At 62.4% G+C, this 20,849-nt stretch carries 21 protein-coding genes and 1 pseudogene; 10 read left to right on the top strand and 12 right to left on the bottom strand.

All coding sequences use genetic code 11. The annotated features are described in order from the left end of the window. Nucleotides 1-215: 215 nt before the first annotated feature. Nucleotides 216-530: a hypothetical protein gene (locus ABX75_RS25505; RefSeq protein ID WP_047882885.1), complete on the top strand. Its 315-nt coding sequence runs from the start codon at nucleotides 216-218 to the stop codon at nucleotides 528-530. Between the two features lie 72 nt (nucleotides 531-602). Here ABX75_RS25505 and ABX75_RS25500 read toward each other — a convergent pair whose 3' ends face one another. Beyond that, nucleotides 603-1,670, bottom strand: coding sequence for an NAD(P)-dependent alcohol dehydrogenase (locus tag ABX75_RS25500; protein ID WP_034096906.1), 1,068 nt, complete (start codon nucleotides 1,668-1,670; stop codon nucleotides 603-605). A 146-nt stretch (nucleotides 1,671-1,816) separates the two neighbouring features. Here ABX75_RS25500 and ABX75_RS25495 point away from each other — a divergent pair, with 146 nt between their 5' ends. From ABX75_RS25495 to ABX75_RS25485, 3 genes are all read left to right on the top strand, one after another. Beyond that, on the top strand, nucleotides 1,817-2,713 hold the full coding sequence (locus ABX75_RS25495) for a VOC family protein (protein ID WP_047882884.1): 897 nt from the start codon (nucleotides 1,817-1,819) through the stop codon (nucleotides 2,711-2,713). Beyond that, nucleotides 2,710-4,101, top strand: a complete 1,392-nt coding sequence (locus tag ABX75_RS25490; RefSeq protein WP_047882883.1) for an alginate export family protein — start codon at nucleotides 2,710-2,712, stop codon at nucleotides 4,099-4,101. Before ABX75_RS25495 ends, ABX75_RS25490 begins: the two co-directional genes overlap by 4 nt. An 81-nt stretch (nucleotides 4,102-4,182) precedes the next feature. Beyond that, on the top strand, nucleotides 4,183-5,001 hold the full coding sequence (locus ABX75_RS25485) for an alpha/beta fold hydrolase (protein WP_047882882.1): 819 nt from the start codon (nucleotides 4,183-4,185) through the stop codon (nucleotides 4,999-5,001). A gap of 43 nt (nucleotides 5,002-5,044) precedes the next feature. Here ABX75_RS25485 and ABX75_RS25480 read toward each other — a convergent pair whose 3' ends face one another. Continuing rightward, a complete protein-coding gene (locus ABX75_RS25480; protein ID WP_047882910.1) occupies nucleotides 5,045-5,431 on the bottom strand; it encodes a DoxX family protein in 387 nt (128 codons plus the stop codon). Between the two features lie 160 nt (nucleotides 5,432-5,591). Between ABX75_RS25480 and ABX75_RS25475 the strand changes: the two genes are divergently transcribed. Then, entirely contained in the window at nucleotides 5,592-6,590 is a 999-nt protein-coding gene (locus tag ABX75_RS25475) for an NAD(P)H-quinone oxidoreductase (protein ID WP_034096901.1), read from the top strand. 122 nt (nucleotides 6,591-6,712) lie between these two features. Here the strand turns inward: ABX75_RS25475 and ABX75_RS25470 are convergent, their stop codons facing one another. The 3 genes from ABX75_RS25470 to ABX75_RS25460 form a co-directional block, all read right to left on the bottom strand. After that, nucleotides 6,713-7,837, bottom strand: a complete 1,125-nt coding sequence (locus ABX75_RS25470) for an alkene reductase (protein ID WP_040267957.1) — start codon at nucleotides 7,835-7,837, stop codon at nucleotides 6,713-6,715. An 81-nt stretch (nucleotides 7,838-7,918) separates the two neighbouring features. After that, nucleotides 7,919-8,596, bottom strand: coding sequence for a type 1 glutamine amidotransferase domain-containing protein (locus ABX75_RS25465; RefSeq protein ID WP_034096899.1), 678 nt, complete (start codon nucleotides 8,594-8,596; stop codon nucleotides 7,919-7,921). Beyond that, a complete protein-coding gene (locus tag ABX75_RS25460) occupies nucleotides 8,593-9,222 on the bottom strand; it encodes a TetR/AcrR family transcriptional regulator (RefSeq protein WP_034096898.1) in 630 nt (209 codons plus the stop codon). The genes ABX75_RS25465 and ABX75_RS25460 overlap by 4 nt, the downstream gene beginning before the upstream one ends. Nucleotides 9,223-9,395: 173 nt before the next feature. On the opposite strand from ABX75_RS25460, the gene ABX75_RS25455 reads away from it, so the two are divergent. Further along, nucleotides 9,396-10,340, top strand: a complete 945-nt coding sequence (locus ABX75_RS25455; RefSeq protein ID WP_047882881.1) for a GlxA family transcriptional regulator — start codon at nucleotides 9,396-9,398, stop codon at nucleotides 10,338-10,340. Here ABX75_RS25455 and ABX75_RS25450 read toward each other — a convergent pair. Continuing rightward, nucleotides 10,318-10,824 carry a GNAT family N-acetyltransferase gene (locus ABX75_RS25450; protein WP_034096896.1) on the bottom strand — a complete coding sequence of 169 codons (507 nt, stop codon included), beginning with the start codon at nucleotides 10,822-10,824 and terminating at the stop codon, nucleotides 10,318-10,320. The two genes, ABX75_RS25455 and ABX75_RS25450, sit on opposite strands and share 23 nt — an antisense overlap. Before the next feature lie 178 nt (nucleotides 10,825-11,002). On the opposite strand from ABX75_RS25450, the gene ABX75_RS25445 reads away from it, so the two are divergent. Continuing rightward, nucleotides 11,003-11,875, top strand: coding sequence for an undecaprenyl-diphosphate phosphatase (locus ABX75_RS25445; protein WP_034138714.1), 873 nt, complete (start codon nucleotides 11,003-11,005; stop codon nucleotides 11,873-11,875). A gap of 364 nt (nucleotides 11,876-12,239) precedes the next feature. Here ABX75_RS25445 and ABX75_RS28825 read toward each other — a convergent pair. From ABX75_RS28825 to ABX75_RS25435, 3 genes and pseudogenes are all read right to left on the bottom strand, one after another. Further along, nucleotides 12,240-12,401: pseudogene (locus ABX75_RS28825) on the bottom strand (helix-turn-helix domain-containing protein); the annotation flags it as partial. Between the two features lie 46 nt (nucleotides 12,402-12,447). Beyond that, a complete protein-coding gene (gene yghU, locus ABX75_RS25440; protein WP_047882880.1) occupies nucleotides 12,448-13,275 on the bottom strand; it encodes a glutathione-dependent disulfide-bond oxidoreductase in 828 nt (275 codons plus the stop codon). Nucleotides 13,276-13,319: 44 nt separating this feature from the next. Next, nucleotides 13,320-14,555 (bottom strand): MFS transporter, encoded by a 1,236-nt coding sequence (locus ABX75_RS25435; RefSeq protein WP_047882879.1) that lies wholly within the window; start codon nucleotides 14,553-14,555, stop codon nucleotides 13,320-13,322. Nucleotides 14,556-14,652: 97 nt separating this feature from the next. Here ABX75_RS25435 and ABX75_RS25430 point away from each other — a divergent pair, with 97 nt between their 5' ends. Further along, nucleotides 14,653-15,615, top strand: a complete 963-nt coding sequence (locus ABX75_RS25430; RefSeq protein ID WP_047882909.1) for an AraC family transcriptional regulator — start codon at nucleotides 14,653-14,655, stop codon at nucleotides 15,613-15,615. Nucleotides 15,616-15,714: 99 nt separating this feature from the next. Further along, the gene (locus ABX75_RS25425; protein ID WP_040267951.1) at nucleotides 15,715-16,311 is read left to right on the top strand and encodes a glutathione S-transferase family protein; all 597 of its coding nucleotides are present in this window, start codon (nucleotides 15,715-15,717) and stop codon (nucleotides 16,309-16,311) included. Between the two features lie 137 nt (nucleotides 16,312-16,448). Here the strand turns inward: ABX75_RS25425 and ABX75_RS25420 are convergent, their stop codons facing one another. Next, nucleotides 16,449-17,216, bottom strand: coding sequence for an SDR family NAD(P)-dependent oxidoreductase (locus ABX75_RS25420; RefSeq protein WP_047882878.1), 768 nt, complete (start codon nucleotides 17,214-17,216; stop codon nucleotides 16,449-16,451). A gap of 136 nt (nucleotides 17,217-17,352) precedes the next feature. Here ABX75_RS25420 and ABX75_RS25415 point away from each other — a divergent pair, with 136 nt between their 5' ends. Beyond that, nucleotides 17,353-18,501: an aldose epimerase family protein gene (locus tag ABX75_RS25415; RefSeq protein ID WP_047882877.1), complete on the top strand. Its 1,149-nt coding sequence runs from the start codon at nucleotides 17,353-17,355 to the stop codon at nucleotides 18,499-18,501. 402 nt (nucleotides 18,502-18,903) lie between these two features. Here the strand turns inward: ABX75_RS25415 and araH are convergent, their stop codons facing one another. Next, entirely contained in the window at nucleotides 18,904-19,872 is a 969-nt protein-coding gene (araH, locus tag ABX75_RS25410) for an L-arabinose ABC transporter permease AraH (protein ID WP_034138983.1), read from the bottom strand. A 9-nt stretch (nucleotides 19,873-19,881) separates the two neighbouring features. Next, nucleotides 19,882-20,849 (bottom strand): ATP-binding cassette domain-containing protein (locus ABX75_RS25405; protein WP_047882876.1); only part of this gene is annotated, 968 nt, incomplete at its 5' end.

The following is a 20,849-nucleotide window of genomic DNA, read 5'->3' as shown; positions in this document are numbered from 1 at the left end:
GCCAGGGCGCATACGGCGCGCCGCCAGGCCCTTTGTTCACCCCACGCTTTGCCTCGCTGCACGGTCGACGCGCCCTAGAAAACCGTCATCCTGAGGCCAGTTTATGAACCTGATGTTACGGTCAAAGCAAAAAAAACATCACGGTGACGTAAGGCGCGCTGCACTAGACTGGCGAGCGTGAAAGCCATTGCCCACGACCCGCCAGGAGGCCCTCGATGAAACGCTTGATGTGCATTGCCAGCCTGTTGCTGTGCGCCACACTTGCCTCACTTGCCCACGCCGCCGCCCCCCCAGCCAATGGCTGCGCCGAGGTAACGGTGGATGGGTATAAAGCGCCCGACTATGCCTGCTTGAGCCAGCAGATGGGCAACGACACACGGGCGGCCAAGGCGGCCAGCAAGAACCGTGAAGCGCAGAACATCGGGGTGGATAAACGGCCGCCGAACAAAGTGGGCCTGGCCACCCCGGCAGCGACCAGCGTGCGCATGGGCAATACCTTCGGCACCTCGGGCAAACCACAGCGGCCTTGAATTATTCGATAACTGTTTGAGCCAATCAGACCCCCTGTGGCAGGGGGTCTAGAGGGGTTGGCAGATTGAGTTTCAAGCCGCGTGGCTTTCCTTTTTCAAGCTGTCCATATCGATCACGAAGCGGTACTTCACGTCGCCCTTGAGCATGCGCTCATAGGCTTCATTGATGCCCTGGATGTCGATCATTTCCACGTCCGAGACAATCCCATGCTTGGCACAGAAGTCCAGCATGTCCTGGGTTTCCTGGATACCGCCGATCAGCGAACCGGCCAGGCTGCGGCGTTTAAAGATCAGGTTGAAGACCGTCGGCGACGGGTGCGGGCTGTCGGGGGCACCGACCAGGGTCATGGTGCCGTCGCGCTTGAGCAGGTTGAGGAACGCATCGAGGTTATGCGGCGCGGCTACGGTGTTGAGGATGAAGTCCAGGCTGTTGGCCACGGCGGCCATTTCGTCCGGGTTCTTCGACACCACCACTTGGTCGGCACCCAGGCGCAGGCCGTCTTCGCGCTTGTTCGGCGAGGTGGTGAACAAAGTCACATGGGCGCCCATGGCATGGGCAATTTTCACTGCCATATGGCCGAGGCCACCAAGGCCGACCACGCCGACTTTTTTGCCCGGCCCAACCTTCCAGTGATGCAACGGCGAATAGGTGGTGATGCCGGCGCACAGTAGCGGCGCCACGGCGGCCAGGTTGCTGGCATCGTGGGAGATGCGCAGCACGAATTTCTCCTTGACCACGATGTTGTCCGAGTACCCGCCATAGGTGTTTTCACCACCGAACACCGGGCCATTGTAGGTGCCGGTAAAGCCGTTCTCGCAGTACTGCTCCTCGCCCTCGGCGCACGATGCACAGTGCTGGCAGCTGTCGACCATGCAACCGACGCCCGCCAGGTCGCCGACTTTGAAATTCTTCACATTGGCGCCCACCGCCGTCACGCGGCCGACAATTTCGTGGCCGGGTACCGAAGGGTAAAGGGTGTTGTTCCATTCGTTGCGCGCGGTGTGCAAATCGGAGTGGCACACGCCGCAATAGAGGATGTCGATCTGAACATCGTCCGCCCCTGGCGCGCGGCGCTCGAAGGTAAAGGGCTTGAGCGAATCCTTGGAGTCCCGAGCGGCGTAGCTGTAAGTCTTGGCCATTTCGTTCACCTATGTGATCTGACGTTGGAGGTCAGTGGACTAGCATAGACGCTGAAACGTTCAACCGAGCACGCCCGTACAATTCCCCCTGCGCACCGGCGCCTAACCTCACGGCTTTCGATCATCTAGAACGCTGGAGAATGGGCATGGTTAACAAAGCAATCAGGGCAAGCCTGGCAGTCACGCTGCTGGCCGGCGCAATGATGGGCAACGCATTCGCGGCGACACCAAGCGTGGCCGTAGCGCCGCAATATGACACCAGCCACGTGTACGTCGCCCCGGCGGATGTGGATCGGTTTGCCCAGAGCTTTCTCGCCACCTTCGGCGGGAAAAGCACGCTCCAGGTGGTGGTAAACGTGTTGCCGGTGCCGAGCAGCACCACTTCGCAATTGCTGCAGACGCCGGCCGGCACCGTGTCGCTGTTCGGCTTTACCACGCCGATCCCGCACCCCTTCGGCCAGGAACGCAACGGTTATCTGGTCAAGGACATGGACGTGGCGCTCAAGGCCGCGCGGGCAAACGGCGCGGCGGTGATCGTCAGCGACTTCCCCGACCCCATCGGCCGCGACGCCGTGGTGCAGTGGCCAGGCGGTGTGAACATGCAGCTTTACTGGCACACCAAGACCCCGGACTACGCCGCGTTCCAGACCGTGCCGGAAAACCGCGTGTACCTGTCCGCCGACCGCGCCGATGAGTTCATCAAAGCCTTCCTGGGGTTTTCCCACGGCAAAGTTCTGGGTGATGACAAACACGCACCCGGCGTAGAGGTGGGCCAGGCCAACGGCACCTACCGTCGCGTGGACATCGAGTCGCCGTTCGGGCGCATGGCGGTGCTGGTCACCAACGGTCAACTGCCCTACCCGTTCGGGCATGAAACCACCGGCTATCAAGTCGCCGACCTGAGCGCCACCCTGGGCAAGGCCACCGGTTCCGGCGCGAAGGTGCTGGTGCCGACGTTCGACGGCAAAGGCCGGCGCAGCGCACTGGTTGAATTCCCGGGTGGCTACGTCGCCGAGATTCACCAACTCAACGCGGCCCAATGATTCGTCGTACGGGCTGGAGCCTGGCCGTGCTGTGGCCGCTGCTGGTCGGCAGCGTCCACGCCGACCCGCAGCCGGCGCGCCCGACGATCAAGACCAATCGCTGGCAGGAAGACTGGTCGGTACTCAAGGATCCGGCGCTGCGCACGCAGCCGCTGGACAACCTGAAGTACATACCCTTGTCCAGCGCCAACCCGTTCACCTACCTGTCGTTGGGCGCGACGCTGCGCGAACGCTTCGAGATGAACGACGCCAGCGGTTTCGGTGTGAAGAACGTGGCCCGCGATCGCTATTTGATCCAGCGCTTTCAGGTACACGCCGACCTGCACCTGAACGAACACTGGCGACTGTTCACCCAGCTTGAAGATGTGCGGGCCTACGACAAAACCACAGTGGGCGGGGCCGACCAGAACCGCGTTGACTTGCGCCTGGCGTTCGCCGAATACGTGAAGCGCTTCGACAGCGGTACCCTGAAAGCTCGCGTAGGGCGCCAGGACTTTGCCTTCGACCTGCAGCGTTTTATCTCATCGCGGGACGGGCCGAATGTGCGCCAGTCGTTCGATGCGCTGTGGGCCGACTGGGAGACGGCGGACTGGCGTTTTATCGGCCTCGCCAGCCAACCGGTGCAGTACCAGGACGGCCGGCACTTCGACGACAAGTCCAACAGCGACGCGCGCTTTCACTTACTCCGGGTGGAGCGCCTGGTGGGCGGCAAGAATGAGCTGTCGGCCTATTACGGCGTGTACGAACGCAGCTCCGCGCACTACCTGGACGCGGACGGCAACGAAACCCGCCACCTGGTCGACGCACGCCTGGGCGGCGCGGCCATGGGGTTTGACTGGGACATCGAAGGGATGCTGCAAAGCGGCGCGGTGGGCAGCAAGGATATTCGCGCCTGGGCCGGTGGCAGCCGCACTGGCTACACGTTCGACAGCCTGGCCTGGAAACCGCGCATCGGTCTGCAACTGGACATCGCCTCGGGCGACCGCAAGAGCGGTGACGGCACGCTCGGTACGTTCAACCCGCTGTTCCCCAATGGCTATTATTTTTCCCTGGCCGGCTACACCGGGTACAGCAACCTGATCCACGTCAAGCCGTCCATCACCGTCAAGCCGATCGACAAGCTCAGCGTGCAAACCGCCATCGGCTTGCTCTGGCGCCAGACCACCGAGGACGCGGTCTACACTCAGCCCAACCTGCCGGTCGCCGGCACTGCGGGCCAGGGCGAGCGTTGGACCGGGGCCTATGCACAACTGCGCACCGACTATGCCTTTACCGGCAACCTCAGCGGCGCCGTGGAGGCGGTGCATTATCAGGTCGGGCAAACCCTGCGCGACGCCGGTGGCGATGACAGCAACTACCTGGGGGTCGAACTCAAGTTCAGTTGGTGACCCTCAAGCAAGCACAGGCGTACAAGCCGCCCATTCGCTTTACCCCAATAGTGACGGTTTTCACCCACCCAGGAGTTTTCCATGAGCACATTCGTTGCCAAAGACGGTACCCAGATCTACTACAAGGATTGGGGCAGCGGTAAGCCCGTGTTGTTCAGCCATGGCTGGCCACTGGATGCCGATATGTGGGAATACCAGATGGAATACCTCAGCAGTCGCGGCTACCGCACCATCGCCTTCGACCGCCGTGGTTTCGGCCGCTCCGACCAGCCGTGGACCGGCAACGACTACAACACCTTCGCCGATGACATCGCGCAACTGATCGAACACCTGGACCTGCGCGACGTGACGCTGGTCGGTTTCTCCATGGGCGGCGGCGACGTAGCGCGCTACATCGGGCGCCACGGCAGCGCACGGGTTGCCGGCCTGGTGTTGCTGGGTGCGGTCACGCCGATTTTCGGCCAGGCTGCGGATTACCCGCAGGGCGTGCCGGCTGAAGTGTTCGACGGAATCAAGGCCGGCCTGCTCAAGGATCGCGCGCAATTTATCGCGGACTTCAACACGCCGTTCTTCGGCCTGAACAAAGGCCAGACCGTCTCCGACGGCGTGCTGTCGCAGACCCTGCAGATCGCCATGCTGGCGTCCCTCAAGTCGACCGTGGACTGCGTCAGCGCGTTCTCGCAAACCGACTTCCGCGCAGACATGGCCAAGGTCGATGTACCGACCCTGGTGATCCACGGCGACGGTGACCAGATCGTGCCGTTCGAAACCACCGGCAAGGTGGCCGCCGAGATGATCAAGGGCGCCGAGCTGAAGGTGTACAAAGACGCCCCCCACGGTTTTGCCGTGACCCACGCCCAGGCACTCAATGAAGACCTGCTGGCATTCCTGAGCCGCTGAAACACCCTCTCGTTTTGGCCGGGCTTGCCCGGCCTTTTTTTGCTCAAGAGAAACGCTGGCCCACCACCAACCGCCCAGGCCCGGCGATCAGAAGACTGGTGAAGATGATCAGCAGCAGCCAGCCGAATTGGCCCTCCAATAGCGTCCACTCCGGATGCACCACCAGCATGGCGATCACTAAAACGGCAATGATCGGCAGGCACGCCAGACGCACCAGCACCCCGGCCACGATCAGCAGCGGGCACAGCACCTCGGCGAAAATCGCCAGCCCGAGGGTCACGTGGGCACCGAGGTGGAACGGGTCTTCGATAAGCGTCAGTTGTTCCCTGTAGTGCAGCACCTTGGGCAAACCATGCACCCACAGCAGAAACAGCGCCCCGCTCACGCGCAAAAAGAGCAACCCGAAGTCCTGGTTTTTGCCGTCATTCATATATGCTTCCTGTTCGTTGGCCTTTTGGTGCCACCGATGGTGCGGGCAGATGCACACCCACGCTTGCAGCCTTGTGCTGACCTGCTCACCGTCGCGCGCTGAACCGCCGGCCGCTTGGCGCGGTCCCACCCCATACGCTCATCGCTGCAGGAACGTTCGAATGACACTCCCAAAAGAAATGACCTTGATCGAAATCACCACCCCCGGTGGCCCCGAGGTGCTGCAACCGCGTCAGGCGGCGGTGCCGGAGGCTGGCCCCGGTGAGATTCTGATTCGTGTGCACGCCGCCGGGGTCAATCGCCCCGACGCTCTGCAACGCGCCGGCAAGTACCCGATGAAACCGGGCATGAGCCCGATCCCCGGGCTGGAAGTGGCTGGGGAAGTAGTGGCGCTGGGCGACGGCGTTAGCGAATACGCCATCGGCGACAAGGTCTGTGCGCTGACCAACGGCGGCGGTTATGCGCAGTTCTGCGCGGTTCCGGCCGGCCAGGCGTTGCCGATCCCCGAAGGCATGGACTGGATCCAGGCCGCCGCCGTACCGGAAACCTTCTTCACCGTCTGGGCCAACCTGTTCGGCCTGGGCGATGCCCATACCGGCCAGCGCGTGCTGATTCACGGCGGCACCAGCGGTATCGGCACCACCGCGCTGATGCTGTGCCGCGAGTTTGGCATCCAGGCGTTCGCTACCGCCGGCAGCGCCGACAAATGCGCGGCCATCGCCAAACTCGGCGCCGAACCGATCAATTACCGCGAGCAGGACTTCGCCGATGTCATCGCCCAACAGACCGACGGCCATGGCGTAGATGTGATCCTCGACATCATGGGCGCCTCGTACCTGAACAATAACCTCAAGTCCCTGGCCATGGACGGGCACCTGGTGATGCTCGGCTTCCTCGGCGGCGGCAAAGCCCATGACGTGGATCTGCTGAGCATCCTCGCCAAACGCGCGGTGATTACCGGTTCCCTGCTGCGCGCACGCACCGGCGCGGAAAAAGCCGCCATCGCCGAGCAACTGCGCGAGTACATCTGGCCGGTCCTCACCGCCGGGCGCTGCCTGCCGATCATCGACAAGGTCTACCCCTACACCGACGCCGCCCAGGCCCATGCGCGGATGGAAGGCGGCGATCATATCGGCAAGATTGTGTTGCAGGTCGCCTGATTCAAAAACACTACAAACCAATGTGGGAGGGGGCTTGCTCCCGATAGAGGTGGGTCAGTCAATGATGCTGTGACTGTCCTATCGCTATCGGGGGCAAGCCCCCTCCCACATTGTCCGCGTGATTATCTGAGGTAGGTGGGGTAGTCGATATAGCCCGCCTCACCGCCACCGTACATCCCCTCTTCCCGCAGCGGGTTCAACGGCCAGCCATTGAACAGGCGCTGGGGCAGGTCCGGGTTGGCGATAAAAGGCCGACCGAACGCGATCAAATCCGCCAACCCCGCCTGCACCAGACGCTCGCCGCGTTCGGCGGTGTAGCGCCCGGCGTAGATGATGCGGCCGCTGAAGGTGCTGCGTACCGCTTCGCGGAAGCTGTCGGGCAGGTCCGGCGCGTTGTCCCAGTCGGCTTCGGCGATGGACACATAGGCAATCCCCGATTCTTCCAGCACCTTGATCGCTTCGATGTAGGTGTGATGGGGGTCTTCTTCTACCAGGCCGATGTACACGCGGTCCTGATCGGTGCCGCTGAACAGCGGCGAAAAACGCACGCCCAGGCGTTCCGGGCCGACCACTTTGCACACCGCTTCGACAATCTCGCGCAGGAAGCGCAGGCGGTTGTGCAGCGAGCCGCCGTATTGGTCGTCGCGGGTGTTGGAATGGGCCGAGATGAACTGGTTGACCAGGTAACCGTTGGCCGAGTGGATCTCCACGCCGTCGAAGCCGGCGTCCAGCGCATTGCGGGCCGCTTGGGCGTACTGCGCGACTAATTCTTCGATTTCCAGCGTGCTCAAGGCGCGCGGCACCGGCGGTTGCTTCAGCTCGCCGACGCCCGGGCCGGTCTGGATAAAGGCTTTGGCCTGCAAGGCCGGGAGCGCGGAGGGTGCCACCGGTGCCGCACCGTCCGGTTGTAAGGCGTTATGGGATACGCGGCCCACATGCCACAGCTGGGCAAAGATCACCCCGCCGTCGGCGTGCACCGCATCGGTGACTTTGCGCCAGCCATCGATCTGGGCTGGTGAGTAGATACCCGGCGTCCAGGCATAGCCCTGTCCGCGCGGTTCGATCTGGGTGCCTTCGCTGACCATAAAGCCGGCGCTGGCACGCTGGCGGTAATACTCGGCCATCAGCGCGGTGGGGATGTCGCCCGGTTGCGCGCTGCGCTGGCGGGTCAGGGGCGGCAGCACGACGCGGTTGTTCAAGGTGTGATGCCCGAGTTTTACCGGGGTGTTCAAGAGACTGTCAGTCATTGCGTTATTCCAAATTCGAGGCGAACAAAAGCATTGGCGACTCGTTGGAGTCGCCAATGAATACAGCGCAGGGGGGTTAACTTAAGCGGTGAGTTTCAGCAGGGCCTTGGCCACATCGGCAGAGCTGGCCGGGTTCTGGCCGGTGATCAACAGCCCGTCCTCAAGCACGAAGGACGACCAGTCGGCGCCCTTCTGGTAGTGGCCGCCGAGCTTCTTGAACTCATCTTCAATCAAGAACGGCACCACTTCGGTCAGGCCCACGGCAGCTTCTTCGGAGTTGGAGAAACCGGTGACGCGACGGCCCTTGACCAGCGGCTCGCCATTGACCGCCTTGACGTGGCGCAACGCCCCCGGTGCGTGGCAGACAAAACCGATGGGCTTGCCGGCGCGCTCGAAGGCCTCGATCAGTGCGATGGAGGTCGGCGACTCCGCCAGGTCCCACAACGGGCCGTGGCCGCCTGGGTAGAACACCGTGTCGAAATCGGCGGCGTTCACCGAATCCAGCTTGACCGTATTGGCCAGCGCCTGTTGCGCGGCCGGGTCGGCGGCGAAACGGCGGGTCTGTTCGGTTTGCGCATCCGGTGCATCGCTGACCGGGTCCAGCGGCGGCTGGCCACCGGCTGGGGATGCCAGCACCAGCTCGGCGCCGGCGTCCTTGAACACGTAATACGGCGCGGCAAACTCTTCGAGCCAGAAGCCAGTCTTGCGCCCGGTATCGCCGAGCTGGTCGTGAGAGGTCAGTACCATTAATACTTTCATTTTCCAGTGCCTCGATCGGTGTGAATGTCAGTGTGTTCGGGGCCGCCCAACAGGTGCTGGGTCAACCCGAGCGCCGCGTCGAACGGCGCCGATGTACGGGTGATTTTGCTCATGACGCTGCTGCCCAACCACAACGCATAAAGACGCTGGGCCAGGTGCTGCGGGTGCTGCGTAAAGCTGAGGGAGCCGTCGTCGATGCCACGTTGCAGCGCCACCCCTAGTAAATCGATGGTGCGCGACGTACCGCGTTGCAACGCCAGACGCATCGGCTCTGAAAGGTCTGACACCTCGGCACCGAGTTTGACGGCAAGGCATTTGCCCGCATCGGTGCAGCCGGTCTGGTTGTCGATCCAGGCTTGCCAATAACGCATCAATTTGGCGTGCTGGCTCAGCCCCGGCTGATCGAACAGTTGCTGCATGCCCAGTACGTAATGGTCGAAGTAGGTGTCGAGCAACACCACGCCGAACGCGTCCTTGGAATCGAAGTAGTGATAGAACGAGCCTTTGGGCACATCGGCGGCCTGCAGGATTTCGGTCAGCCCAACCGCGGAAAAACCCTTGCGCCCGACAATCGCTTGCGCGGTTTGCAGAATCGTCTGGCGTGCGTCTTTACTGGGGTTGCTCATGCTTCACTCCTGCCGATTAGACCAGTCGTCTAGTGCGTGGAGCCATGGTAGGAGGCAGGCCGGATGCCCACAATGTCAGATCCGCAAGGATTCCGGACATGCTATCCACGCCAGTTGCCGTTTACTCGGTACACGCCGACAATCCCCCCTCACGCGCCCCTTGGAGAATGACGATGCACAGCGTTGCGCTGATGGTCTACCCGAACTTCCAGTCCCTGAGCCTCAGCCTGGGTTCGGTGTTCGAGTGCGCGAACCTGATGCGCGGCGAGCCGGCCTATGAGTTTCACTTGGTATCGGAAAGCGGCGGCGCGGTGATGACGTCCCAGGGCTTTTCGGTGAACACCTCGCCGATTCGCCCCCAGGGCTACGACACGCTGATCGTCAGCGGTTATCTGGAATTCCGCCTGCCGGAAGCCAACCTGCTGGACATGGTCAAGGCCGCGTCCGCGCAATCACGGCGCGTGGCCTCGCTGTGCATGGGCATCTTCGTGCTGGCCGAGGCCGGCCTGCTGGCGGGCAAGCGCACCACCACCCACTGGATTCACGCGCCGGCCTTTCGCAAGCGCTACCCGGACATCCGCCTGGAAGACGACAAACTGTTTGTGGTGGACGGCCAGGTCTGGACCGGCGCCGGCATGAGCGCTGGCGTCGACATGGCCTTGGCCATGGTGGAAAACGACTTGGGCAGCGACCTCGCCCGGCGCATCGCACGCAAACTAGTGATCGCCCAGCGCCGTGGCAGCGAGCAGTCACAACTGTCGGCGCTGCTGGAACTGGACCCCAAATCCGACCGCGTGCAGTTGGCCCTGGCCTACGCCCGCGAGAACCTGACCCATGACCTCTCCGTGGAGGCATTGGCCGATGTGGCGCGGTTGAGCCCGCGCCAGTTCAGCCGAGTGTTCCGCGAGGAAACCGGGCAAACCCCGGCCAAGGCCATCGAAGCCCTGCGGGTGGAAGCCGCGCGGGCGCTGATGGAAACCAGCCGGCACCCGGTGGAAGTGGTGGCCCGCGAGACCGGTTTCGGTGATCGCGAGCGCATGCGCCAGGCGTTTCTACGGGCGTTCGGCCAGCCGCCCCAGGCGATGCAACAGGCGTTTAATGCAGCGCCGCTCGGGTAATCAAAAAGCTCAGCAGTTGCGGGTCGTCATCCAGCTCAAGCATCTGCACTGGGCGTGGCAGGTTATCCAGCACCGTGCGCCAGAACGCCTGTGACACTTCATCCTGATCATAAAAGCGCACCAGCCAATTTGTCTGGCCGCTGCAGAGCACCTGGTTGGCAATGGCGCGGCCGATGCCTTTGCGGCGGTAGCGCTTGAGAATAAACAGGTCAGCCAGCTCCAGCGCGTCGATGCCGGGCAGCTCGCTGTCTTCGATCAGCAGGAAGCCGGCGATATAGCCGTCCACCAACAGCAGGTTGGCGCTCCAACGCGGGTCTTGCCAATAGCGGGCCAAGTGTTCGTCGTGAATGTAAAAACGGCCATCGGCCTCGACATCTTCCTGCTCCCAGTCCGACGACTCGTAGGCGTAGTACTGGTAGAGATTGCGGATCAACTCGGCCTCTTCGGGGCCGGTCTGGATCAATTCCACGGTGGTTTCAGGCATAGGGCGCTCAGTCAGAAAAAAACAGGGCGCCATTGTTCACAAAACCCCGGCAGGGGCCAAGCGCGCGGCGAACCTTTCTGCTGGCTGAACGGATCGCAGTTAGCCATGGCCTCGGCCAAATTCTTGAAACATTTCGAATAGACTTCGCCGGTTCGCCACTTTTTCAAGGACACGCACTTTGACCAACGTCTGTACCGCCGGCCTGGATGTAGGCTTCGCCTCTCTGGATTACTTGCAGATTTTCATCCTGGGCGTGATCCAGGGCATTACCGAGCTGCTGCCGGTGTCCTCCACAGCCCATATGCGCGTGGTACCCGCCCTGCTCGGCTGGCAAGACCCCGGCTCGGCGTTCTCCGCCGCCATGCAGTTGGCGGCGCTGGCGGCGGTGGTCAGCTACTTCTGGCGCGATGTGCGCCAGGTGGTCAGCGGCAGCATCGGTGCAGTACGCCAGGGCGACTACGACAGCCCGTGGTTCAAGCTGGCGGTGGCGATTGTGCTGGCGACGGTGCCGATCTGCATCGCCGGATTGGCGTTGTCCTCGACCCTGAACGCCTGCAACTCGCCGCTGCGCGGACTGATGGTGATCGGGATTTCCTGTGTGGTGATGGCGGTGCTACTGGCGGCGGCCGAGCTGCGAGCCCGGCATACCCGTGAGGTCAGCCAGATGCGCCTGCGGGATGCGCTGATCGTCGGTGTCGCGCAGATTGGCGCGTTGATTCCGGGCGTATCGCGTTCCGGCTCGACCCTCACTGCGGCGCTGTTCCTCAACTTCAAACGCGAAGAAGCCGCGCGCTTTTCCTTCCTGCTGGGCCTGCCGGCCATCGCCCTGGCGGGGTTGAAGGAGCTGTGGGTGCTGCTGCACGCCGAGCTGCCTGCCCATGCCTGGCCGCATTTGCTGTTCGGGCTGGTGGTGGCCAGTGTCTCGGCCTTCTTCGCGATCTGGGGCCTGATGAAATTCCTGGAGCGGTTCTCCACCTGGCCCTTCGTGATCTACCGCGCGCTGCTGGGGGTGTTCCTGATTGTGGCCGTCAGCACCGGGCTGCTGAGTTGATATAAAACCCGTCTCAACCCGGCATAAATCTTATGTGGGAGGGGCTTGCCCCCGATGGCGGTGGATCAGCTAAGTAGATGTCAACTGACACTCCGCTATCGGGGCAAGGGTATCTACGTAACCTTTCAGCCCCTGACAAATCTCCCTGTGGCGAGCGGGCTTGTCCCGCGTTGGGCTGCGCAGCAGCCCCAGCCAAGAAGATCGCGGTGTATCAGACACTCTGTAGAGGCTGGTTTTGGGGCTGCTGCGCAGCCCAGCGCGGGACAAGCCCGCTCACCACGACAGCCCTATCCGCCGCGCTTTTAGCGTTGAGCCAACGTTGTGTAGGTACCTACGGCTATCGGGGGCAAGCCCCCTCCCACATTTATGCACCGCAAAAATCTGCAGCATTCAGCCCGAACCGACTCATCTTGTTGTACAGACCGCCCCGGGACACGTTCAGTCGCCGGGCGGTCAGGCGGATGTTGCCGCCGGTGCTTTTGAGAGCGGTGACGATGGCATGCCTTTCGTGGCTGCTCAGGTCCTGGCCCCTGTAACGGTAGGAGCGGCTTGCCCTCCTACCGTGTTGGCCTTCAGTCCAGATCACTCGCGTCATGGCGCTCGGGCAATTGTGCATCGCCCGAGACCCGATTCACTCGCCGCCCACGTTGCACCGCCGGGCGCGCATCAATGGCGTCCGCCCAACGCAGCACATGTTTGTATTCATGCACCGACAGAAACTCCGCTGCCTCATACAGACGACCTTTCACCAATCCGCCATACCAAGGCCAAATGGCGATATCGGCGATGGTGTATTGATCGCCGGCGATGTACTCGCTCACCGCCAGGCGCTTGTCGAGCACGTCCAGTTGACGCTTGGTTTCCATGGCGAAACGGTTGATCGGGTATTCCATCTTGCTCGGCGCGTAGGCATAGAAATGCCCGAAGCCACCGCCCAGGTACGGCGCGCTGCCCATCTGCCAGAACAACCACGACAGGCATTCAGCCCGCGCCGCAGGCTCAGAGGGAAAGAACGCGCCGAATTTCTCGGCCAGGTACTGCAGGATCGCGCCGGACTCGAACACGCGAATGGGCTCGGGGCCGCTGCGGTCCATCAGCGCCGGGATCTTGGAATTGGGGTTGACCTCGACAAAGCCACTGCCGAACTGATCGCCGTCACCGATCTTGATCAGCCAGGCGTCGTATTCCGCGCCGCTGTGCCCCAGGGCCAGCAACTCTTCCAGCAGGATGGTGACCTTCTGCCCATTGGGCGTGGCCAGGGAATACAACTGCAGCGGGTGCTTGCCCACCGGCAGTGCCTTGTCATGGGTCGCGCCGGCAATCGGCCGATTGATACTGGCGAAGGTGCCGCCGCTTTCAGTGTCCCAGGTCCAGACTTTAGGGGGTACGTAGTCGGTCATGCTTACGGCTCCAGAGGCATTGGCTATCAACTGAGCGCGTCAGACTAAACCAAAGACCGGGGGTGCGTCACACTCCCCTGCGCGTTATGCACGGGCACCCGCACACGCACTGCGATCAACAATGCAGCCAGTAACATCAAAATACCCGCGCCCAGAAATACGCCGCCGATACCCGTGGCACTGAACATTGCGCCCCCGCCAGCGGCGCCCGCCGCGATTGCCGATTGCACCGACGCCACCACCATGCCACCGGCACTTTCCGCCTGATCGGGAACCGCACGGGCCACCCAGTTCGACCACGCCACTGGCACGCCACCGAAGGCCATCCCCCACAGCGCCAGCAGCATCGCTTGACCAGGCAATGACGCGGGCAGCAACACCAGGGCCAACGCCGCTACCCCCACCAATACCGGCATCAGCACCAACGTGCCGCGCGGGTTACGTACCAGCAACCCGCCGGCCAGCAGCGTACCGACGAAATTCGCCGCGCCGAACCCCAGCAACATCAGCGCCAGGCCCTGGGTCCCGACGCCCGTGGTGCTTTCCAGAAACGGTCGGATATAGGTGAACAGCGCAAAATGCGCGGTATGCACCAGCACGCAGCCGAACATGCCGATGGCAATGCCCGGGCGCAACAGCACTTCCAATACGGTGCGCAGGCGCGCCGTGCCATTGGGGGCCAGGCGTGGCAGTGTGATGAACTGGAACGCCAGGGTGACCACCCCCACAGCCGCAGCCGCGATAAATGCGCTGCGCCAGCCATACAGACCGCCAAGATAGCTGCCCAGCGGAACGGCGACGACGGTGCCCACCGCAATGCCGCTGAAGATGATCGACAGGGCGCGCGGCAGCGACGCGGCCGGCACCAGACGCATCGCCACGGCCGCCGCCATGCTCCAGAACCCACCGAGGGCAATACCCAGCAGGATGCGCATCAACAACAGCACCACCAGGCTGGACGAGAACGCCACCAGCAGGTTGGACGCAATCATCAGCGTGGAGAACCCCAACAGCACCAGGCGCCGGTCGATGCCGCGCGTCAGGCCGGGCACCAGCAACCCGGCGAACAAAGCCACCACCGCGGTGACCGTGACTGCTTGGCCAGCCAACGCTTCCGACACGCCCAAATCCAGGGCCATCGGCGTCAGCAGGCTGGCCGGCAGGTATTCGGCCGTGAGCAGGCCGAACACCCCCATCGCCAGGGAAAACACCGCCATCCAGGCCGGAGTGCTCGGTTCAACCCCGCAATTGACAGGGGCGTGGGACAGACAATCATTCATCACAAGACATCCTCAGGCTTTAGCGAGACGATCAGTCTAGGTATCGCCATCTGGATGATCTATGATTCAAACCCTTAACTTTTTGACCGAAACCCCGATGCCAACCGACACCGCGTTCACGCTGTCTTCCGAACTGATCAACGAACTGCTGCGCAGCATGCGCCTGCGCGGCGTGCAGTACCGGCGCATCCAGGCCGGGCCGGTGTTCGGTATCGGCTTTGCAGCTAAACCGGGTCACGCCTATTTCCATTTCCTGGCCGCCGGCTGCGCGACCTTGCGTATGGAGGACGGCAGCCTCTTTGAACTGTCGGCGGGAAATGCGGTGTTTATCGCCCACGGTGGCGCGCATGCGCTGTCATCCCAACCGGATGCCCCCGTGCAGGACATCGCCAGCTTCGACGCAGCGTCGCTGGGCGATACCGTGTGTGCCGTCAACGCCTCACCCGATGAGCCTGCCAATACCCTGCTGTTCAGCGCCTGCATGGAGTTCGAACTCGACAGCATCCAGGGCCTGGGCAACCTGATGCCGGCCTTGATGCTGATCGACGCCGGCGGCCAGCGTTACCCCGGCCTGATGCCGATCCTGGCAGTGATGGAGCGCGAAGTTTCCAGCGCCCGCATCGGCTATGCCGGCATCCTGGCGCGTCTGGCCGATGTGGTGGCAGCGATGATCGTGCGCGGTTGGGTCGAATGTGCGTGCGCCAATGCGTCGGGCCTGGCAGCGGCATTGCGCGACAACCGCCTGGCGGGCGCCCTGCTCGCCCTGCACCAGCAACCGGGCCGCGACTGGAGCGTGGCCGAGCTGGCGGCGCAGTGTCATACCTCGCGCTCGGTGTTCGCGGACCGTTTCCAAGCCACCCTGGGGGTGCCACCGCTGCGTTACGTAACCGAACTGCGCATGCGCCTGGCCAGTCAATGGTTGACCCTGGAACGCCTGCCCATCGAAGAGGTGGCGTACCGCCTGGGGTATACCTCACAGGCCGCTTTCAGTCGCGCCTACAAACGCATCACCGGGCAACCGCCGGGGGCCAGCCGCCAAGGTTTCAGAAGCCCGGCATAAGACATGCCTCGTCGACCGACTGAGCCATGCAAGCATTGCGCGGGGCGACCGAGGAACCTTAATCTCCAAACCCATCACCCTGACAGCAATGGAGGCTTCATGAAACTGATCGGTATGCTCGACTCGCCCTACGTACGCCGCGTCGCCATTTCTCTGGATCTGTACGGGGTGGATTTTGTGCATGAGCCCTTGTCCGTGTTCCGCACCTTCGACGAATTTGCGCAGATCAATCCGGTGGTCAAGGCCCCGACCCTGGTGCTGGACGATGGCACGGTGTTGATGGACTCCAGCCTGATCCTGGAGTACCTCGAAACCCTGGCCCCGGCTGACAGGAAGTTGTTGCCCCAGCAGCCTGGCGCACTTGCCCGCGACCTGCACATCCTTGGCTTGGCCCTGGCAGCTTGTGAGAAAAGCGTGCAGATCGTTTATGAGCACAACTTGCGCCCGGCCGAGAAGCTGCACGCGCCGTGGCTCGAACGCGTCAGTGGGCAGTTGCTCGCGGCCTATGGGTTGCTGGACAAACAGTTGGGCGACAGCGAAGCGCTGACCCAGGCGTCGATTACAGCCGCCGTTGCCTGGTCGTTCAGTCAGTTCACTGTGGCGTCGGTGGTCAAGGCCGATGCGTTTCCCAACCTGCAACGGCATGCCGAGCGGCTGGAGCAGCATCCGGCGTTCAAGCGTTACCCGATCGCCTAAGCGCCGCAGTTCAAATGTGAGAAGGGACTGGCCCCCGATGGCAGTGGGTCAGTCACTGATGCATTAGCTGACCCACCTTCATCGTGGGCAAGCCCCCTCCCACATTGATCTGGGTTGTTTGAACTGCAGTGTTCGGCTCAGACCCAGCCGCCATCAACGATAAAGTTCTGCGCCGAACACATCGCCGACGCGTCGGAGGCCAGGAATAGCGCCATATTGGCGATATGTTCCGGCAGTACGCTGCCGGGCAGGCACTGGCTGCGCGCGATCAGGTCCTTGGCGGCGTCATCGACCCACATGGCCAGCTGTTTTTCGGTCATCACCCAGCCCGGCACCAGAGTGTTGACGCGGATGCGGTCCGGGCCCAGCTCGCGGGCCAGGGCACGGGTCATGCCGTGGGCGGCAGCTTTGCTGGCGGCGTACACCGGGTAGCCGGCGGAGGCCATCATCCAACCCACCGAACCCAGGTTGATAATCGAGCCGCTGCCGGCGCTTTTCATCATTGGCACCACGGCCTTGGCCGCAAAAAACGCGTGCTTGAGGTTGACCGCGATAAGCCGGTCGAAGGTGTCCGAGTCAACTTCTTCCAGGGTGTGACGCACATCGTTGGCGGCGTTGTTGACCAACACGGTGATCGGGCCGAGGGACTGTTCGAAGCGGCCGATGGCGGCCTTGTAGGCGATCTCGTCGGTGATGTCGCAGCAGACAAACTCCACCGCGTCCCCGCGTGAACTCAACAGCGCCGCCAGGCGTTCGCCCTGGCTTTGCGCGCGATCCACAAAACCAACCTTGGCGCCCTGGGCGGCAAACGCGCGAACCATGAATTCGCCGATCCCGGAGGCGCCCCCAGACACCAATACAGTCTTGCCCTTGAGGTCGGGGTAAACGGCGTGCTCAGTACTCATACAGTGATGCCTCGCTTAATTAGTCTTATTTTATTTTACGAAACGACGGTTAAAGGCTATAAATTCGCTGTCATAACGACAAAATATCGCTATTAGTAGAACTATTCCACTCAAAACAACAAAAGGAAGTTCGATCATGAAGCACCCTCGATACCTGCTCTCCGGCCTGGCGCTGTCGATGTTGATCGCCAGCGGCGGCGTTCAGGCGGCCGGCTTGTCCAGCGAGCACAAACCCTTCGGTAAAACCAACGACGGCACGCCGGTCGAACAGTACATCCTGCGCAACAGCCACGGCATGCAAGCCACAGTGATCACCTACGGCGGCGTGCTGCAGTCGCTCAAAGTGCCGGACAAGCATGGCAAGGTCGACGACGTGGTGCTGGGCTTCGACGACGTGCAAGGCTATCAGAGCGGTACCGCGTTTTTCGGCGCCACCATCGGACGCTTCGGCAATCGCCTGGCCGGCGGTGCTTTCGAACTGGACGGCAAGCGCTACCAAGTGCCCCTCAACGACGGCCCCAACTCGCTGCATGGCGGCGCCCAGGGCTTCGACAAGCAGGTGTGGAAAGCCGAGCCGGTCAAGGACAAAGATTCGGTCGGCGTGAAGCTGAGTTACCTGTCCAAGGACGGTGAGATGGGCTTCCCCGGCAACCTGACCACCGAGGTCACCTACCGCCTTAACGACAAGAACGAACTGCACATCGACTACAAAGCCAGCACCGACAGACCGACGGTGCTCAACCTCACCAACCACAGCTACTTCAACCTCGCGGGCGCGGGCAACGGCGATATCCTCAAGCAGGTCGCGACCTTGCACGCCAGCCACTACACCCCGGTGAATGCTACGTTGATTCCGACCGGTGAACTGGCGCCGGTCAAGGGCACGCCGATGGATTTCCTCAAGCCGACGCCTATCGGTCAGCACATCAAAGAAGACCATCCGCAGCTCAAGTTTGCCGAGCCGAAACAAGGCGGCTTTGACTTCAACTGGGCCCTGGACACCCAAGGCGACGTCAAGCAACTGGCTGCCGAAATCCACGACCCCGAATCCGGTCGGCGCTTGCAGCTCTACACCAGCGAACCGGGCGTGCAGTTCTACACCAGCAACTTCCTCGACGGTTCGGTGAAGGGCAAAGCCGGCAAGACGTACCTGCACTGGAGTGGTTTTACCCTGGAGACCCAACACTTTCCCGATGCGCCGAACCAGCCCAAGTTTGCCTCGACCCGCTTGAACCCTGGGCAGACCTACACCCAACATACGGTGTTCAAGTTCAGCGCTGATTAACAGCGCTTTACTGTGGCAGGGGGCTTGTCCCCTCCCACCTTTTGATTTCACATGACCAGGGCTCAGCGTTGTTTCATGGGCTCGATCACCGCTGCCAGCAACAACATCGAACCGCTTTACTGTGGGAGGGGGCTTGCCCCCGATTACGGAGTGTCAGTCTGCATTTTTGCTTCTGATACACCGCCATCGGGGGCAAGCCCCCTCCCACCTTTTGATTTCACATGACCAAGGCTCAGCGTTTTTTCATGGGCTCGATCACCGCTGCAAGCAACAACATCGAACAGCCTTACTGTGGGAGGGGGCTTGCCCCCGATTGCGGAGTGACAGTCTGTATTTTTGTTTCTGATACACCGCTATCGGGGGCAAGCCCCCTCCCACCTTTTGATTTCACATGATCAGGGCTCAGCGTTGTTTCATGCGGTCGATGACCACGGCCAGCAGCAGGATGGAGCCGCGGATTACATACTGGTAGAAGGTGTCGATGTTCTTCAGGTTCATCGCGTTTTCGATGATCGCCAGGATCAGCACGCCCGCGATCACGTGGCGGATCATGCCGATACCGCCGCTCAGCGACACGCCGCCCAGTACGCAGGCCGAGATGACGGTCAGTTCGAAACCCTGGCCGATCATCGGTTGGCCCGAGGTCATGCGTGAGGCCAAAATCACGCCGGCCAGGGCACCGATCAGGCCGTGTACGGCGAAGATCAGGATCTTGGTGCGGTCCACATTCACGCCCGCCAGCAGCGCCGCTTCCGGGTTGCCGCCGATGGCCATGGTGTTGCGCCCATAGGTGGTGTAGTTGAGCAGCCAGCCGAAAAACACGAAGCACGCCAGGGTGATCAGGATCGGCACCGGCACGCCGAACAGTTGGCCGTTACCGAAGATAAAGAACTGCTCCTGGGACACCCCCACCGCTTTGCCGTCGGCAAAAATGTAGGCCAGGCCGCGCACGATTTGCATGGTCGCCAGCGTGGTGATCAGCGCGTTGACCCGCAGTTTGGCGATCACGATGCCGTTGATCAGCCCCACCACCAGGCCCATCAGCAACGCCGCGCCAATGCCCAGCATGACGCTGTCGGTGTCGCGCATGACGATGGCCGCGACCACCCCGGCGCAGGCGATCACCGAGCCCACCGACAGGTCAAAATGCCCCGAGGCCAGGCAGAACAGCATGGTGCACGCGGCGATGCCCACGGTGGAAATCGCCAAACCCAGGCCGCGCATGTTCAGCGGCGAGAGGAAGTTGTCGATCAGCAAGGCGCACAACACGAAGATGGCGATGGCCGCCAGCAGCATCGCCCAGTTGTCGAGCAAGGCGCGCATGTCCAGAGGTTTGCGTGCCGTGGGCAGCGCGTTGTTTTGAGTGGTCATGGTTTTCTCTCAGTTCGTCACGCGGCGCGGCAAGGCCAGCTGCAGCAGGTTGGATTCAGTGGCGTGTTCGCGCGGGTGTTCGCCGCGCAGCGCGCCTTCGCACAGCACCAGGATGCGGTCGGCGATGCCCATCACTTCCATCAGGTCGCTGGACACCACGATCACCGCGATGCCCTGCGCCGCCAGGTTGTGGATGATCTGGTAGATCTCGGCCTTGGCGCCGATGTCGATGCCGCGGGTCGGTTCGTCGAGCAACAGCACTTTCATCGGCATCGACAGCCAGCGGCCCAAAATGGCTTTCTGCTGGTTTCCGCCGGAGAGGTACAGGATCTTCTGCGCGGCGTTCGGGGTTTTGACTTTCATCGCCTGGATCTGCTGCGCGGCGTTGCCCTTTTCCCAGCCCTCGCGCAGCAGCCAGCCGAACCGCGAGTGGGCGCCACGAGCACTGATGTTGATGTTTTCGGCCACGCTGGACAGCGGGATGATGCCTTCCTTTTTGCGGTCTTCGGGGCACAGCAGCACCCCGGCGGCGATGGCGTCGCGCGGCGAGCGCAACTGCAATGGCTCACCCTCCAACTCCAGGCTGCCGGCGCTGGCACGCTCCAGGCCGCTGAGCAGACGGAACAGCTCCGTGCGCCCGGCCCCCACCAGGCCGAACAGGCCGAGGATTTCGCCTTTGCGCACCTGGAAACTCACCGGCTCGCGCAGCCCAGGGCCGAGCAGACCGTCGACCTTGAGCGCCACCTCGCCGTGCTCGCGCGGGCGGTAGTCGTAGATGTCCTGAATATCGCGACCGACCATGCAGGTCACCAACTGGTCGTGGGTCAGCGCGCTCATGTCATCGAACGTGCGCACGTAGCGGCCGTCCTTGAACACCGTGACCGCGTCGCAGATACGGAACACTTCTTCCATGCGGTGCGACACGTAGAGCACCACTTTGCCCTCGTCGCGCAGGCGCGTGATGATCGCCATCAAGC

Origin of the sequence: Pseudomonas sp. ARP3, assembly GCF_001029595.1 — a bacterium.
Classification (GTDB): domain Bacteria; phylum Pseudomonadota; class Gammaproteobacteria; order Pseudomonadales; family Pseudomonadaceae; genus Aquipseudomonas; species Aquipseudomonas rhodesiae.
Note: the sequence above shows the minus strand (reverse complement) of the source record. Positions and strands in the feature narration are given on the sequence as shown.